This window comes from Mesorhizobium sp. P5_C1, assembly GCF_054049815.1.
This window is the reverse complement of the sequence record NZ_JBFULQ010000009.1, coordinates 14,960-31,797: the sequence shown is the minus strand read 5'-3', so window position 1 is coordinate 31,797 and position 16,838 is coordinate 14,960. Positions and strand designations below refer to the sequence as shown.

13 protein-coding genes and 1 pseudogene are annotated in these 16,838 nt (G+C 63.6%); all 14 read left to right on the top strand.

What is annotated here, in order from left to right; genetic code table 11:
• A pseudogene (locus ACXJ7R_RS01955) lies at window positions 1-437 on the top strand (amino acid permease); the annotation flags it as partial.
• A gap of 45 nt (window positions 438-482) precedes the next feature.
• Entirely contained in the window at window positions 483-1,172 is a 690-nt protein-coding gene (locus ACXJ7R_RS01950) for a hypothetical protein (RefSeq protein ID WP_457150335.1), read from the top strand.
• Complete coding sequence (locus ACXJ7R_RS01945) at window positions 1,169-1,498, top strand: hypothetical protein (RefSeq protein ID WP_457150334.1); 330 nt, start codon at window positions 1,169-1,171, stop codon at window positions 1,496-1,498. The genes ACXJ7R_RS01950 and ACXJ7R_RS01945 overlap by 4 nt, the downstream gene beginning before the upstream one ends.
• 85 nt (window positions 1,499-1,583) lie before the next feature.
• A complete protein-coding gene (locus ACXJ7R_RS01940; RefSeq protein WP_457150333.1) occupies window positions 1,584-2,480 on the top strand; it encodes a class II glutamine amidotransferase in 897 nt (298 codons plus the stop codon).
• A gap of 4 nt (window positions 2,481-2,484) precedes the next feature.
• Window positions 2,485-3,216 (top strand): GltB/FmdC/FwdC-like GXGXG domain-containing protein, encoded by a 732-nt coding sequence (locus ACXJ7R_RS01935; protein ID WP_457150332.1) that lies wholly within the window; start codon window positions 2,485-2,487, stop codon window positions 3,214-3,216.
• 6 nt (window positions 3,217-3,222) lie between these two features.
• Window positions 3,223-4,551, top strand: coding sequence for an FMN-binding glutamate synthase family protein (locus ACXJ7R_RS01930; RefSeq protein WP_027023053.1), 1,329 nt, complete (start codon window positions 3,223-3,225; stop codon window positions 4,549-4,551).
• Window positions 4,552-4,616: 65 nt separating this feature from the next.
• Complete coding sequence (gene glnT / locus ACXJ7R_RS01925; RefSeq protein ID WP_457150331.1) at window positions 4,617-5,924, top strand: type III glutamate--ammonia ligase; 1,308 nt, start codon at window positions 4,617-4,619, stop codon at window positions 5,922-5,924.
• 35 nt (window positions 5,925-5,959) lie between these two features.
• Window positions 5,960-7,213: a sarcosine oxidase subunit beta family protein gene (locus ACXJ7R_RS01920; RefSeq protein WP_457150330.1), complete on the top strand. Its 1,254-nt coding sequence runs from the start codon at window positions 5,960-5,962 to the stop codon at window positions 7,211-7,213.
• 14 nt (window positions 7,214-7,227) lie between these two features.
• Complete coding sequence (locus ACXJ7R_RS01915; protein ID WP_457150329.1) at window positions 7,228-7,503, top strand: sarcosine oxidase subunit delta; 276 nt, start codon at window positions 7,228-7,230, stop codon at window positions 7,501-7,503.
• A gap of 241 nt (window positions 7,504-7,744) precedes the next feature.
• On the top strand, window positions 7,745-10,726 hold the full coding sequence (locus ACXJ7R_RS01910; RefSeq protein WP_457150328.1) for a sarcosine oxidase subunit alpha: 2,982 nt from the start codon (window positions 7,745-7,747) through the stop codon (window positions 10,724-10,726).
• Window positions 10,719-11,348: a sarcosine oxidase subunit gamma gene (locus tag ACXJ7R_RS01905; protein ID WP_457150327.1), complete on the top strand. Its 630-nt coding sequence runs from the start codon at window positions 10,719-10,721 to the stop codon at window positions 11,346-11,348. Before ACXJ7R_RS01910 ends, ACXJ7R_RS01905 begins: the two co-directional genes overlap by 8 nt.
• Window positions 11,349-11,477: 129 nt before the next feature.
• A complete protein-coding gene (locus ACXJ7R_RS01900) occupies window positions 11,478-13,847 on the top strand; it encodes a DUF1989 domain-containing protein (RefSeq protein WP_457150326.1) in 2,370 nt (789 codons plus the stop codon).
• 168 nt (window positions 13,848-14,015) lie between these two features.
• The gene (locus tag ACXJ7R_RS01895; RefSeq protein ID WP_457150325.1) at window positions 14,016-14,345 is read left to right on the top strand and encodes a hypothetical protein; all 330 of its coding nucleotides are present in this window, start codon (window positions 14,016-14,018) and stop codon (window positions 14,343-14,345) included.
• A gap of 718 nt (window positions 14,346-15,063) precedes the next feature.
• Entirely contained in the window at window positions 15,064-16,773 is a 1,710-nt protein-coding gene (locus tag ACXJ7R_RS01890; RefSeq protein ID WP_457150324.1) for an APC family permease, read from the top strand.
• The last annotated feature ends 65 nt before the right edge of the window (window positions 16,774-16,838 follow it).

The window sequence follows — 16,838 nt, the reverse complement described above, 5'->3', positions numbered from 1 at the left end:
ACCGCTACCTGCCGACATGGTTCTCGGCCGTGCATCCGAAATACCGCACGCCCTATCGCTCGATCCTGTTCCTGCTGCCGATCGCGCTGGCCTTCGCCTTCATCGCCGACCTCAACCAGGCGATCACTTTCTCGATCCTGTCGGGTGTGCTGCAATACACGTTCATGAGCATCAACATCGTCATGTTCAGGAAGAAATGGCCGCTCGGCTCGATCCGCCGCGGCTATACGCATCCGTTCCATCCTCTGCCGGCGATCGTGCTGTTCTGCCTGTGCGTGGTGACCTTCTTCGCCATCTTCCTCGGCTTCGGCTCACAGCTGATCGCCATGGTCGCCTTCTATTTCCTGATCTCGCTATGGTTCCATTTCTACCGCTACAAATTCGTGCGGCGTGGCGATCAGTTCACCATGCCGTGGCCGAAGCCGCAGGGTTATTGATGGGAGTAGGCCCGTCCGGATCCTGGACGGGCCTGGCATGACAAAATGTCCGAGGTGACGTCAGCACTCTTTGCCGGAGCAATTGTCCTGGCCCTCGTCCTTCATCTTGCCTGGCTGGCGCGCGCCAGCCGCAACAGGGCGTCAGTGGCGCTCGCCATCGAGCATGCCAGCGTTCGTACCGTCATTGCCGACGCTGCCGATGTTTCGGACGGCACCGCCGGTGTCATCACATGGGAAGGTTCCTGGAACGGCCGACGCGTCCAGGTGCGCACGATCGTCGATACGCTGGCAACACGAAAACTTCCGGCACGCTGGCTGAGCGTCTCGATCACCGAGCCCGTGTCGGTGCCCGGCACCTTCGACATGATGATGCGGCCGGGCTCGCCGACGACCTTCTCCAATTTCGATCATCTCGACCATACGCTGCCGAAGGCTCCGGGATTTCCAGCCGAGGCAGTGCTGCGCACCGATCGCAGGGGCGCGCGTTTTCCCCAAGGCATCATCGCCAGCCATGTCGAGATCTTCTCCGAAGGGCGCGCCAAGGAACTGCTGATCACACCCAAGGGCATACGCATCGTCTGGCTGCTGGCCGAGGCCGAGCGGGCACGCTACGGCGTGTTCCGGCAAGCCGAATTTGGGGATGCCACACTTGACCCAGTGCTGATCGAAAGACTGCTGGTGTCGGTGTCGGCACTTCGCGACGCCATCAACAAAAGCGATCGGCAGGCCGCATGACCAGTTCCGTCACTGTACCCGCCCCTCCCAACCCGTATCTGGTGCTCGGCGCGGCAATCGTTCTGCCGGCGAGCGGACACGTCATTCTGGGCGTGCCGGTGCGCGGCCTGCAATTTCTTTTCTTCATGGTGATCCTGGCATGGGYCACCGCCAAGATCGCACCGCCGGACGCCAGCTTTGTCGGCCGTCATGCCGGCGGCTTCCTGATTTATGCGTTGTCGATCCTCGACGCCTACAGGATAGCCCGCATCCGCACCGCCAAATGGGTTCACAAGGTCCGACGAGACAATGATGGCGCGCAGACCGGCATTGAGAAACATACGTAACTGGAGGAATATTTTTTTCATACGATTGAATTCAGGGGACTCATTCGGTACATCATCTCAGAGCTGCAAACACCGGGAGGCTGACATGTGTGGAATTGTCGGACTGTTTTTGAAGGACAAGTCGCTGGAACCCCAGCTTGGCTCGATGCTGTCGCAGATGCTGATCTCGCTCAGCGATCGGGGTCCGGACAGCGCCGGCATCGCCATCTATGGCGCGCCTTCCAGGAATGAGGCCAAGATCACCATCCAGTCGGCCAAGCCGGAACGCGATTTCCGCGGCCTCGATGCCGAACTCGCCAAGGCCATCGGCACGCCAGTGACGATCACTGTCAAATCGACCCATGCGGTCGTCAGGACCACGCCTGACAAGATCGACGAGGCGCGCGAGGCGATCCAGGCGCTGCGCCCCGACATCCGCATCATGGGCGCCGGCGACGTGGTCGAAATCTACAAGGAGGTCGGCCTGCCCGAGGCGGTGGTCGACCGCTTCGACGTCCGCAGCATGACCGGCACGCATGGCATCGGCCATACCCGCATGGCGACGGAATCTGCGGTGACGACGATGGGCGCGCATCCGTTCTCGACCGGGGCCGACCAGTGCCTGGTGCACAATGGTTCGCTGTCCAACCACAACAATGTCCGCCGCGAACTGATCCGCGAAGGCATGACCTTCGAGACCGAAAACGACACCGAGGTCGCAGCCGCCTATCTCTCCTCGCAGATGGCGCATGGCAAGAATCTCGGCGAAGCGCTGGAGGGCACGCTCTCCGACCTCGACGGCTTCTTCACCTTTGTCGTCGGCACCAAGAACGGCTTTGGCGTGGTGCGCGATCCGATCGCCTGCAAGCCCGCCGTGATGGCCGAGACCGACCAGTATGTCGCCTTCGGCTCGGAGTATCGTGCGCTGACCAAACTGCCCGGCATAGACAATGCGAGGGTCTGGGAACCCGAGCCCGCAACCGTCTATTTCTGGGAGCATTGAGTTCATGCCGGCAACCAAACTTTCAAAGACGGCGGCGCACGACCACGCTTCCCGGGTCTTCGACCTCGACCAGATGTCGTTGCGCGAGCTCAACCAGGCGCTGCATAATCTGGCGCCCGGCTCGAATGAAACGGCGTGGGAAGTGCTGAACCCGAAAGGCAATCATTCGGTCGCCGTCGGCGTCGACCAGCCTGTTACCATCGATGTGCGCGGCAGCGTCGGCTATTATTGCGGCGGCATGAATTCCGGCAGCGCCATCACTGTGCATGGCTCGGCCGGGCCCGGCGTCGGCGAGAACATGATGTCGGGTTCGATCACCGTGAAGGGCGATGCCAGCCAGTATGCCGGCGCCACCGGCAAGGGTGGCCTGCTGGTCATCGAAGGCAATGCCTCGTCGCGTTGCGGCATTTCGATGAAGGGCATCGACATCGTCGTGCACGGCAATATCGGCCACATGTCGGCCTTCATGGCGCAGTCCGGCAATCTGGTGGTGCTGGGCGATGCGGGCGATGCGCTGGGCGATTCCATCTACGAGGCGCGACTGTTCGTGCGCGGAAAGGTCGACAGCCTCGGTGCCGACTGCATCGCCAAGGAGATGCGGGCCGAACACCTGGAGTTGCTGCAAGGCCTGCTCGACCGTGCCGGCGTCACCGGCGTCAAGCCGTCGGACTTCAAACGCTACGGCTCGGCGCGCACACTCTACAATTTCAATATCGWCAACGCCGACGCGTATTGAGGCAGCATGACCTACAGGAACCCGCCGACGACGCCGCGCAAATCCGCGACCTTCGACGACTACACGCTTTCTGAAATCCGCCGCGCCGCGGCGACGGGGATCTACGATATCCGTGGCGCCGGCGCCAAGCGCAAGCTGCCGCATTTCGACGACCTGCTGTTCCTCGGTGCTTCGATTTCGCGCTATCCACTGGAAGGCTATCGCGAGCGCTGCGACACCAGCGTCGTGCTCGGTTCACGCCATGCCAAGAAGCCGATCGAACTCAAGATCCCGATCACCGTCGCCGGCATGAGCTTCGGCTCGCTGTCCGGCCCGGCCAAGGAAGCGCTCGGACGCGGCGCGACCCTGTCGGGCACCTCGACCACCACAGGCGATGGCGGCATGACCGAGGAAGAGCGCGGCCATTCGAAGACGTTGGTCTACCAATACCTGCCATCGCGCTACGGCATGAACCTGCGCGACCTGCGCCGTGCCGATGCCATCGAAGTCGTCGTCGGCCAGGGCGCCAAGCCCGGCGGCGGCGGCATGCTGCTCGGCCAGAAGATTTCCGACCGCGTCGCCGAAATGCGCACGCTGCCGAAAGGCATCGACCAGCGCTCGGCCTCGCGCCATCCCGACTGGACCGGGCCCGACGATCTCGAGATCAAGATCCTCGAACTGCGCGAAATCACCGACTGGGAAAAGCCGATCTACGTCAAGGTCGGCGGCGCCCGCCCCTATTACGATACGGCGCTTGCCGTGAAAGCCGGCGCCGATGTCGTCGTCGTCGACGGCATGCAGGGCGGCACGGCGGCCACGCAGGAAGTGTTCATCGAAAATGTCGGCCAGCCGACGCTTGCCTGCATCAGGCCGGCGGTGCAGGCACTGCAGGATCTCGGCATGCACCGCAAGGTGCAGCTGATCGTCTCCGGCGGCATCCGCAACGGCGCCGATGTCGCCAAGGCGCTGGCGCTGGGCGTCGATGCGGTCTCGATCGGCACGGCTGCCCTTGTCGCGCTCGGCGACAACGACCCACGCTGGGAGGCCGAGTACAACGAGCTCGGCACCACGGCGGGCGCCTATGACGACTGGCACGAGGGCCGCGACCCGGCCGGCATCACCACGCAGGACCCGGAACTGATGAAGCGCGTCGACCCGGTCGCCGCCGGGCGCCGGCTGGCGAACTACCTCAAGGTGATGACACTGGAAGCTCAGACTATCGCCCGCGCGTGCGGCAAGAACAGCCTGCACAATCTCGAACCCGAGGACCTTGTCGCGCTGACGATCGAGGCCGCCGCCATGGCCGGCGTGCCGCTGGCCGGCACCAACTGGATACCGGGGAAGAACGGCTTCTGATCAACGAAGGGCCGAAGCCCACACGCTCTGGGGCCACCAATCGACAAAAAAATGGGGAAACTTCCGTGACAGCTGATCTTGCAGACTTCGCAAGGGCGAAAAACGTCAAATATTTCATGATTTCCTACACCGACCTGTTCGGTGGCCAGCGCGCCAAGCTGGTGCCGGCGCAGGCCATCGCCGACATGCAGAAGGACGGCGCCGGCTTTGCCGGGTTCGCCACATGGCTTGATCTCACGCCGGCCCATCCCGATATGCTGGCGGTGCCGGATCCGGATTCGGTGATCCAGCTGCCGTGGAAACCGGAAGTTGCCTGGGTCGCCGCCAATTGCATCATGGACGACAAGGAGGTCGACCAGGCACCGCGCAACACGTTAAAGCGACTGATCGCCGAGGCGGCCAGCGACGGCATGCACGTCAAGACCGGCGTCGAGGCCGAGTTCTTCCTGATCTCGCCGGACGGCAAGACGATCTCCGACGAATATGACACCGCGTCGAAGCCCTGCTACGACCAGCAAGCGGTGATGCGCCGCTATGACGTGATTGCCGAGATCTGCGACCATATGCTGGCGCTCGGCTGGGGCGCCTACCAGAACGACCACGAGGATGCCAACGGCCAGTTCGAGATGAACTGGGCCTTCGACGATGCGCTGGCGACCGCCGACAAGCATTCCTTCTTCAAATTCATGGTCAAGTCGATCGCGGAAAAGCATGGCCTGCGCGCGACATTCATGCCGAAGCCCTTCCAGGGCCTGACCGGCAATGGCTGCCATGCGCACATCTCGGTGTGGGACAAGGCCGGCAAGACCAACGTCTTTGCCGACAATGCGATGGAACTCGGCCTGTCGGCCAAGGGCAAGAATTTCCTCGGCGGCATCATGAAGCATGCATCCGCGCTTGCTGCGATCACCAACCCGACGGTCAATTCCTACAAGCGCATCAACGCACCGCGCACCATTTCGGGCGCGACCTGGGCGCCGAACACGGTGACCTGGACCGGCAACAACCGCACCCACATGGTGCGCGTGCCCGGCCCCGGCCGTTTCGAACTGCGCCTGCCCGACGGCGCGGCAAACCCCTATCTCCTGCAGGCGGTCATCATCGCCGCCGGCCTCGACGGCATCCGCTCGAAGGCCGACCCCGGCAAGCGCTACGACATCGACATGTACCAGCACGGTCACACCGTGAAGGGCGCGCCGAAGCTGCCGCTCAACCTGCTCGACGCGCTGCGCGAGTTCGACAAGGACAAATCGCTGAAGGCGGCGCTGGGTGAGGAATTCTCGTCGGCCTACCTAAAGCTGAAGCACCAGGAATGGAATTCCTATGCTTCGCACTTCACGCAATGGGAGCGCGACCACACGTTGGATATCTAACTCCCAGCGAATGCGAGCGACCTCGGAATGAACTGATGAAATACTCGATCTTCTCGCTCGCCCGCGCCGCCCTGTCCGGCCACAAGAACTGGCAGCGCACCTGGCGCGACGCCACGCCGAAGGATCGCTACGACGTGGTGATCATCGGCGGCGGCGGCCATGGCCTGGCCACCGCATGGTTTCTCGCCAGCGAGTACGGCATCAAGAATGTCGCCGTGCTGGAAAAGGGCTGGATCGGCTCCGGCAATGCCGGCCGCAACACCACCATCATCCGCTCCAATTATGGCCTGCCCGGCAACACCGGCTTCTACGAACTGTCGATGAAGCTGTGGGAACGGATGGAGCAGGACCTCAACTACAACACGATGGTCAGCCAGCGCGGCGTCATCAACCTCTACCATTCCGACGCACAGCGCGACGCCTATGCGCGGCGCGGCAACACCATGCGCATCAATGGCATCGATGCCGAACTGCTCGACCTCGCCGCGGTCAAGAAGATGATCCCGTTCCTGAACTTCGACAATGCGCGCTTTCCCGTGCAAGGCGGGCTCTTGCAGCGGCGTGGCGGCACGGCGCGCCACGATGCCGTGGTCTGGGGCTATGCCCATGCGGCGAGCGCGCTCGGCGTCGACATCATCCAGAACTGCGAGGTGACCGGCTTTACCCGCGACGCCAACGGCAAGGTGACCGGCGTCGAGACCTCGCGCGGCAAGATCGGCGCCGGCAAGGTCGGCATGGCGGTCGCCGGCAGTTCCTCGCGCGTCGCGGCGATGGCGGGCCTGCGCCTGCCGATCGAAAGCCATGTGCTGCAGGCCTTCGTCTCCGAAGCGATCAAGCCGCTGATCCCCGGTGTCATGACCTTCGGTGCCGGCCATTTCTACGTCAGCCAGTCGGACAAGGGCGGGCTGGTCTTCGGCGGCGACATCGACGGCTACAATTCCTACGCCCAGCGCGGCAACATGCCTGTGATGGAGGATGTCTGCGAGGGCGGCATGGCGCTGATGCCGATGATCGGCCGCGTGCGCCTGCTGCGCCAGTGGGGTGGCATCATGGACATGTCGATGGACGGCTCGCCGATCATCGACAAGACGCCGATCGACGGGCTCTACCTCAACGCCGGCTGGTGCTATGGCGGCTTCAAGGCGACGCCGGGATCGGGCTTTGTCTTTGCCCATCTGCTGGCTCGCGACACGCCGCACGAAGAAGCCGCACGGTTCCGCCTCGACCGCTTCCGGACTGGTGCGATGATCGACGAAAAGGGCCAGGGCGCCCAACCGAACCTGCACTGAGGACGGACGGAACCATGCGCATTGTCTGTCCCTTCTGCGGCGAACGCGAACTCGGCGAATTCACCTATCTGGGCGACGCCAAGCCGGTGCGGCCGGTGGCCGGCGCCTCGGAAGACGAGGTCTTCGACTACGTCTATCTGCGCGACAATGTCGCCGGCGAGACCAGCGAATACTGGTACCATGGCGGCGGCTGCCGGACCTGGCTGAAGATCGGCCGCAACACGCTGACGCACGAGATTTCTTCGGTTGAGCCGGCGGCGGGCGCCGGTGCTAGGCAGGCCGCGAAATGAATTCTTCTGTTCAGGTCAGCGCCGCCCCTCACCTGCCTGCCGGCATCCTCTCCCCGTATAGCGACGGGGAGAGGAAGGCTGGCCGCAACCTCGGCGCCCTTTCTGCAACGTCGATGATTGGCGAAATCTTCGGCGGCGGCGTCCTTCTCCCCGTGACTATATGGGGAGAAGTGCCCGGCAGAGCGATGAGGGGCAGCGCAACCCCCTCGCGTTTCATCGAACTCACGGAAGGCCGGCACTCGTGACGTTCAGCCAATCCCATCGCCTCACGTCCGGCGGCCTGATCGACCGCTCCGCGCCGCTGAATTTTCGTTTCGACGGCAAGACGTTCTCCGGCTTCCAGGGCGACACGCTCGCCTCGGCGCTGATCGCCAATGGCGTCAAGCTTGTCGGCCGCTCGTTCAAATACCATCGCCCGCGCGGCATCCTCACCGCTGGCTCGGAAGAGCCGAACGCGCTGGTCGAATTGCGCACCGGCGCGCGGCGCGAACCGAACACCAAGGCGACCACGGCCGAGCTCTATGAAGGGCTAGAGGCCGCTAGCCAGAACCGCTGGCCATCGCTGCGCCACGATGTGATGTCGGTCAACCAGCTGTTCGCGCCGATCTTCGTCGCCGGCTTCTACTACAAGACCTTCATGTGGCCGGCGAAATTCTGGGAAGCGATCTACGAACCGGCGATCCGCCGCGCCGCCGGACTTGGCCGCGCCGCGGGCGTCGCCGATCCCGACCATTACGACAAGGCGTGGGCGCATTGCGATGTGCTGATCGGCGGCTCGGGCCCGGCCGGACTGGCCGCGGCCTTGGCAGCCGGACGCTCGGGTGCCCGTGTCATCCTGTGCGAGGAGGATTTTTCGCCGGGCGGCCGCCTGCTGGCGGATGGCGGCACGATCGATGGCCTGCCGGCAGCGGAATGGCTTTCGCGGACGCTGGCTGAGCTTGCTACCCTGCCAGACGTCCGCATCATGACCCGCACGACGCTGTTCGGGGTCTATGACGGCGGCACCTATGGCGCCATCGAGCGGGTCAACGACCATCTGCCCTCGCCGCCGGAGCATCAGGTGCGCCAGCGGCTGTGGCGGATCGTGGCCAGGCGCTGCGTGGTCGCGGCCGGCGCCATCGAACGGCCGATCGTCTTTGCCGGCAACGACACGCCTGGCGTGATGATGGCTTCCGCCATGCGGACCTACGTCGCGCGCTACGCGGCAGCGCCGGCCAAACGCATCGCGCTGTTCACCAACAATGAGGATGGCTGGCGCACGGTCGAGATCGCACTCGGCGCCGGGTTGCAGATCGCGGCGGTCATCGACGCGCGGCCTGACGTATCGCCCGCCCATCGTTCGCTGGCGTCCAAGGGCGGCTTCCCGGTGCTGCACGGTTCGGTCAGTGGGGTCGATGGCGGCAAGGATGGCGTCAGGAAGATCGCTGCGTCACTCACCGGTGGCGCGCGCGCCGAGGTCGAAGCCGACGGGCTTGCCGTTTCCGGCGGCTGGAACCCGGCTGTCGGGCTGACCTCCTATCATCGCGGCCGGCCGAAATGGCTGGATAACATCGCCGCCTTCGTGCCGAATGGCGCGCCTCCCGGAATGGTGGCCGTGGGCGCCGCCAACGGTGCCTTCGGGCTCGGCGCCTGCTTGGCTCAGGGCTTTGCCGCGGGTAGCGCAGCCGCGCATGACACCGGGCACGGCGGCAAGGCAGGCACCGCCCCTGTCGCCGACGACGAGGCGTTCTCGCTCAAGCCGCTCTGGCACGTTGCCGGCAAGGGCAAGGCCTTTGTCGACTACCAGCACGACGTCACCGCCTCCGACATCGAACTGGCGCAGCGCGAAGGCTTTGAATCGGTCGAGCATCTGAAGCGATACACAACGCTCGGCATGGCGACCGACCAGGGCAAGACCTCCAATGTCGCCGGTCTCGCCATCATGGCCGCGGTCAGCGGCCGGTCCATTCCCGAGACCGGCACGACGATCTACCGCCCTCCTTACGTGCCCGTCGCGATCGGCGCCTTTGCCGGCCATCATCGCGACGAGACGTTCCATGCGACGCGGCTGACACCGTCGCATCACTGGGCCGCCGAACAAGGTGCTGTTTTCGTCGACACCGGGCTGTGGAAGCGCGCGCAGTGGTATCCGCGCGCCGGCGAGAAGGACTGGCTGGAATCGGTGACCCGCGAGGTCAAGGCGGTGCGCGGCGGCGTCGGCTTCTGCGATGTCTCGACGCTCGGCAAGATCGACGTGCACGGCCCGGATGCCGGCGCTTTCCTGGACCGCGTCTATGTCAACACCTTCTCCAATCTCGCCGTCGGCAAGGCCCGCTACGGATTGATGCTGCGCGAGGACGGCATGGTCTATGACGACGGCACCACGTCGCGGCTGGCCGAGGATCATTATTTCCTGACCACCACGACGGCCAAGGCCGGACTGGTGATGCAGCATCTCGAATTCTGCCGGCAGGTGCTGTTTCCCGAACTCGACGTGCAACTGACTTCGGTCTCGGACCAGTGGGCACAGTTCTCGATCGCCGGGCCGAAGACCCGTGACCTGCTCAAGGAGATTGTCGATCCGGCGGAAGACCTTTCCAATGAAGGTTTCCCGTTCATGGGCGCGCGCGAAGTCCGCTTGCGCGGCGGCATCAAGGCGCGGCTGTTCCGCATCTCGTTCTCCGGCGAGATGGCGTTCGAGATTTCGGTGCCGGCACGCTTTGGCGATGCCATGGCGCGCAATCTGATGCTGGCCGGCGCGCCATTCGGCGTCACGCCTTACGGCACCGAGGCGCTCGGCGTTATGCGGGTTGAAAAGGGTCACATCGCCGGACCGGAACTGAGCGGTACGACGACGGCGGCGGATCTTGGTCTCGGCAAGATGATGTCGACCAAAAAGGATTTCATTGGCCGCGTCATGGCCGGGCGCGAGGCGCTGGTTGCACCGGACCGTCAGGTCGTGGTCGGCATCAAGCCGGTCGACAAGGCGCGCAGGCTGCGCTCCGGCGCGCATATCATTCCGAAGGGGCAGACACCTGGCCCGGGCAACGACCAGGGCTATGTCACCTCGGTCTGCTTCTCGCCGACAGCAGACCAATGGATCGGGCTCGGCCTGGTCGAGCGCGGCCGCGAACGCATCGGCGAGATCGTCCATGCACATGATCCGTTGCGCGGCGAGGACTATGACGTCGAACTGTGCAATCCCGTCTTCTACGATCCGGATGGAGGGCGCCAGCGTGGCTGAGTTTTCCTGGTCTTCCCGCAGTCCGCTCGAGCATGCGCTTGCCCCAGGCGCGCATGGCGCACGCGGCATCGAGGCCGGCGTCTCGCTGACGGAAATCCGCAATTTCGACCTGATCCAGGTGATGGCGCGGCGCGGCAAAGCGGCCGAACTGGCGCGGGTGGCCAACGGCCGTTTCGGCGTGGCGGCTCCCAATGCGCCCACGGTGGTACAGGCTCAAGACGCCACGCTGATCTGGTCCGGGCCGGATCAGTTCTTCGTCCTGTCTAAGGGCGGCAAGCACACGATGGACACGCTGGCGCCGGCATTGTCCGGCCCTGCCTCCCTGTCCGACCAGTCGCATGCGCGCGCCCTGGTCCGCATTTCCGGGGCCAAGGCCCGCACCGTGCTGGCCAAGCTGTCGTCGATCGATCTTCACCCGTCGGCTTTCCCGATTGGCGCCGCCGCCGCAACTTCGATCGATCACACCAGCGTCACGCTCTGGCGCGGCGGCGACCGGCCGGATGGGCAGGCCGTGTTCAACCTGCTGGTGTTTGCGACCTTCGCCGGAAGCCTGTGGCACACGATGCTCGACGCGGCGGCTGAGTACCGCGTGACGATCGCGCATTCGGAGGAGTTGGCGTAGCGCGGAACAGACAAGAAGGGCCACGTTCGCTTGCCAAATCCGGCCTTGCCGCCTATTCTTCCTGCTAAAATAATTTCACGTACAGGCAAACTTGTTTCTCGAACCGATGTCTCGAAACGCAAGGCTGAGATGAGCCAGTCGCCCTACCCTGCCGTTGCTGCCGGACCACCACGGCCGAGCCTCATCCTGAGGCCCGGCCAGATCGCGCTGCCGCCGGGCATGGAGCGCTATACCATCCAGGGCAACGGCGCCGTTCTCATCGAAGTCGAAGCCGGCGATACACTGACCGTGCGCAATGTCGAAGGCGGCCAGGCCTGCGAGCTGCTGGCGTGGGACAGGAGCGGCGTGACCGACCCCGGCATTTTTGGCGAAACGTCGAACAGCAATGCTGCCGGCATCAAGGCGCTTTTGGCCGAGGGTGACGACAGTCTGGGCGCATTGCGGCGCGGGCTTGCGCGGCGGCAGGTGCAGTTGGATCAGGCCAAGGCAGTGCGTGTTTTCGGTGGCACCACGCCGGCCGGCACCGAGCAGGGTTTCAATATCGTGCGCGACGGCGCGATGGTCATCGCCGCGCCCGGTGGGCCGATGCTTGTCGATGGCCACGACACGGCGACGCCGCTCAGCGTCATCGTCCGACGCGCCACGATCCGTCCGGCGGCGAAGTCGCAATTGGCCGACCCGCTCGCCGATCCGGTGCTCGACCTGCGCGTCAACTCGGCGACGGCGGAATCCTACTTCGTCAAGGCCGGCGACTATCTGCAGATCATCGACGTCGACGGGCGCCAATGCACCGACTTCCAGTGCTTTTCGGCACGCAAGCTGGATAAGGGTCGCGACCATCCGCTCGACGTGACGACGACCCGCACGCTGATGGGCGCGAGCTATCCGATGCCCGGCCTGCATTCGAAATACTACGACCAGGACATGGAGCCGCTGGTCGAGGTCGTGCAGGACACGTGCGGCCGGCATGACGCCTTCGCGCTCGCCTGCGCGGCCAAATATTACGACGACATCGGCTATCCCGGCCACACCAACTGCTCGGAGAATTTCAATCGCGCGCTGTCGGACAAGGGCGTCACGCCACGTGCCGGCTGGATGGCGATCAACTTCTTCTTCAATACGGCGATCGACGCGCATGGCGTCATGGTGTCGGACGAGCCGTGGTCGCGGCCGGGCGACTATGTGCTGCTCAAGGCGCTGACCGACATCGTCTGCGTTTCCTCGGCCTGCCCCGACGACACGACGCCGGCCAATGGCTGGAACCTGACCGACATCCATGTGCGCACCTATTCCGGCCAGCACAAATTTTCGCGAGCGATCGCCAGACGCATGACGCCTGATTCGGAACCGAAAATGACCCGCGAGACCTCCTTTCATTCGAGCTTTGCCAAGCACACCCGCAACTTCGTCGAGTACAGGGGCTACTGGCTGGCCAATTCCTTCGCCAGGCAAGGGCCCATCGACGAATACTGGGCCTGCCGGCAGGCCGCGGTCATCATGGACCTGTCGCCGCTGCGCAAGTTCGAGGTCACCGGGCCGGACTCGGAGGCGCTGCTGCAATACACGCTGACCCGCGACGTCAAGAAGCTTGGCGTCGGCCAGGTCGTCTATTCCGCCATGTGCTACGAGCATGGCGGCATGATCGATGACGGCACGCTGCTGCGGCTCGGGAGGGACAATTTCCGCTGGGTCGGCGGCGACGATCTGTCCGGCGAATGGCTGCGCGAAACGGCGAAAAAGCTCGGCCTCAACGTCCTGGTCCGCTCGTCGACCGACCAGATGCACAATATCGCCGTGCAGGGCCCGAAAAGCCGCGACATCCTGAGGGAGGTTATCTGGACCTCACCGCTGCAGCCGTCGATCGACGAGCTCGAATGGTTCCGTTTCGCCGTCGCCCGCATCGGTGGGGGCAACGGCATCCCGGTCGTCGTCTCGCGCACCGGCTACACCGGCGAGCTCGGCTACGAGATCTGGTGCCATCCGCGTGACGCCGAAAAAGTGTTCGACGCCATCTGGGAGGCCGGCCAGCCGCACGGGCTGAAGCCGATGGGGCTGCAGGCGCTCGACATGGTGCGCATCGAGGCCGGGCTGATCTTCGCCGGCTACGAGTTTTCGGACCAGACCGACCCGTTCGAGGCCGGCATCGGCTTCACCGTGCCGCTGAAGAGCAAGACCGACGACTTCATCGGCCGCGAGGCGTTGATCCGGCGCAAGGAAAACCCGCAGACAAAACTGGTCGGCCTCGACATCGACGCCAATGTCGATGTCGGCCATGGCGATTGCGTGCATGTCGGCCGCGCCCAGATCGGCGTGGTCACGTCAGGCATGCGCTCGCCGGTGCTGAACAAGAATATCGCGCTGGCGCGGCTCGACGTCACCCACGCTGCGATCGGCACCGAGGTCGAGATCGGCAAGCTCGACGGCCACGCCAAACGGCTGCCGGCGCGGGTCGTCGCCTTTGCCCATTACGATCCGCAGAAGACCAAACCGCGCTCCTGACCGCGCTTCACTCACAAGACATTGAAAGCTGCGCCGGGCAGTCTGAGCGATCGCCGTGGTTGGGGGTTGTGGGTCAGTTGAAGGAAGCCGAGACGCGGCCCTTGCAAAAGGCGTCTTGGAGAATAGGGCGGCATTGGACATATTGTTTCGTCATGCTAATTCAGTTAGATGTTTTTTCTGATCTTGTCTTTTGTAGCAGTCGCCATCCCGTATGGCCTTGAACGACTTTATTTTGCGAGAAACTTTGGGTTCTTTGCAGTTCTATTCTGGCTGTTTGTCTTTCAATTTGGCGTTTTATTCGGCTGTGAAATCATCCTTGAAAATCACCTAGGCCAATCGTTGCCCAATTGGGTTAGAACACTCGGCTTTGCGATTGGAGCATTCGCCTACATGACGATTGGCATGACGTCTTTCGCTGCCGTCGTAGCCGCATTGGGATTCGGGACAGTGATCGCAGCCAGCTGGTTCTTGAGAAAGCTAGGGGAAAATTCAAACTGAGACATTCCCGGACGTCGGCGTGTCTAAGACGCTCTGGTCGACGGAAGACCTTTGCGAGAAAGTGGACGCAGTTGCGCGAAGCCAGGCAAGCGCGGCCCTTACAAAAAGGGAATGGTCAACGCTAATGCCGACGCAGGAAGCTAGCGATGGGGAGTGGAAGCGCTGCGACGAGTGCCGCAGCAATTATCGTGCTTCGTCCTCCGCAATGGCATTTCTTTGTCCCGAGTGCGCTCACGTTATCTATGGATATGAAAACTGCCACCACGAGTTCGACGGAACTCGCTGCAAGCTTTGCGGTTGGAATGGTCGACGTTCGCGCTACGTGCGATCCCTGCTTGGAAATGGCGACTAGTCGTCGTCATTTCAAACTGAGAGACACTACCCGATCGACAAGTGCCGGCAGTTGTGCTGTCGATTTGGGGATGGTGCTGGTTTGCGCCGCGACCCGCCTCAGGCGGGTTTTTCATTTCAGGCCCCTGGTCCTTCTTTCGAACAATCCCGCCCACAGCAGTGCGAAGCTGACATGTTTCGCAAGCGTTTTGTGCATGGTTTCACAAAACGCTTGACGTGCAAGCGCGCCGGATCAATCTTCACTGCTAAGAAAAAAATGCGACTGAGTGGAAACACCGGCAGCCGCCCAAAGCGTGCGTCGATGACGAAGCCGCGCGAAGTCGCGGCCGTCACGGACGGGGAATATCAAAAAGGGGAACCCAAACACATGAGCACGATAAGCACTACGATGGAGCCGCTTGCCGAGAGCAAGCTGCACCGGAATATCGACTGGCGCGGCGCCTTCTGGGTGGCCAGCGGAGTCCCTGCCCTTGTCCTGTTTTCGATCGGCGGCATTGCCGGCACGACCGGCACGCTGGCTTTCGCGATCTGGATCGCCTCCATGATCATGGGCTTCCTGCAATCCTTCACCTATGCCGAGATCGCCGGCCTGTTCCCGAACAAGTCGGGCGGCGCCTCGATCTATGGCGCCACCGCCTGGCTGCGCTATTCCAAGTTCATCGCGCCGCTGTCGGTGTGGTGCAACTGGTTCGCCTGGTCGCCGGTGCTGTCGCTCGGCTGCTCGATCGCCGCCGCCTATATCCTCAACGCGCTGGCGCCAGTGCCGTTGTTCACGGAAACCTCGCCCGATGTCGTCGCCTATATCGCGGCCCATGCCGGCACCAGCGCCGCCGATGCGATCACGGCGGTGACCGCTGCCGCGACGCCGGCGATCCGCAACTGGACGCTGTACAGCCACACGCTGGGCCCGGTCTCCTTCACCTTCAATGCCACCTTCTTCATCGGCGCGGTGCTGATGCTGATCATCTTCTCGATCCAGCATCGCGGCATTCTGGGCACCGCCAATGTGCAGAAATATATCGGCCTGCTGGTCATCATCCCGATGCTGATCGTCGGCGTCGTGCCGATTTTCACTGGCCAGATCAACTGGGCGAATTTTTCGCCGCTGGTGCCGCTGGCGGCCGCCTACGCGCCGGAGCCCGGCGCCTGGAACATCGCCGGCTGGACGCTCGTGCTCGGCGGCATGTTCATCGCCGCCTGGTCGACCTACGGTTTCGAGACCGCCGTCTGCTACACCTCCGAATTCAAGAACCCCGGCACCGACACGTTCAAGGCCATCTTCTATTCCGGCCTGCTCTGCATGCTGCTGTTCATCCTGGTGCCGTTCACCTTCCAGGGCGTGCTCGGCTTGAACGGCATGCTGGCCACGCCGATCGTCGACGGCTCCGGTGTCGCCGATGCGCTGGCCGGGATGGTCGGTGGCGGAGCGCTGATCCACAGCCTGCTGGTGATGCTGATGATCCTGGCTCTGGTGCTGTGCATCATGACGGCGATGGCGGGTTCTTCGCGCACGCTCTACCAGGGCTCGGTCGACGGCTGGCTGCCGCGCTATCTCAGCCACGTCAACGAGCATGGCGCACCGACGCGGGCCATGTGGACCGACCTTTGCTTCAACCTGATCGTGCTGGCCATCGCCTCGGCCGACGCGACGAGCTTCTTCTTCATCCTCGCCGTGTCAAACTGCGGCTACATCATCTTCAACTTCCTCAACCTCAACGCCGGCTGGATCCATCGCATCGACAACGGCCATATCGCGCGGCCATGGAAGGCGCCGAGCTGGCTGCTCGGGGTCGGCGCCATCTTCGCCTATGTCAACGCGATCTTCATGGGCGCCGGCGCCAAGGTCTGGAACCCGATGGCACTGTGGGCCGGACTAATCACCGCGGCCTTTATCATCCCGGTGTTCTGTTTCCGCCACTACATCCAGGACGGCGGCAAGTTCCCCGACCATATGCTGGCCGACCTCGGCATGAGTTCGTCCGATCTGGCGGTCAAGAAGGCGGGCATGCTGCCCTACCTGACACTGGTCGCGGGCGTGGTGGTGATGCTGCTCGCCAACTGGTATTTCGTCATCTGACCTCGGAAATGAAAAGGATCGGGCGCGCTTCGGCGCGCCCGATCCTTTTCGGCTGGCGTAGTCGA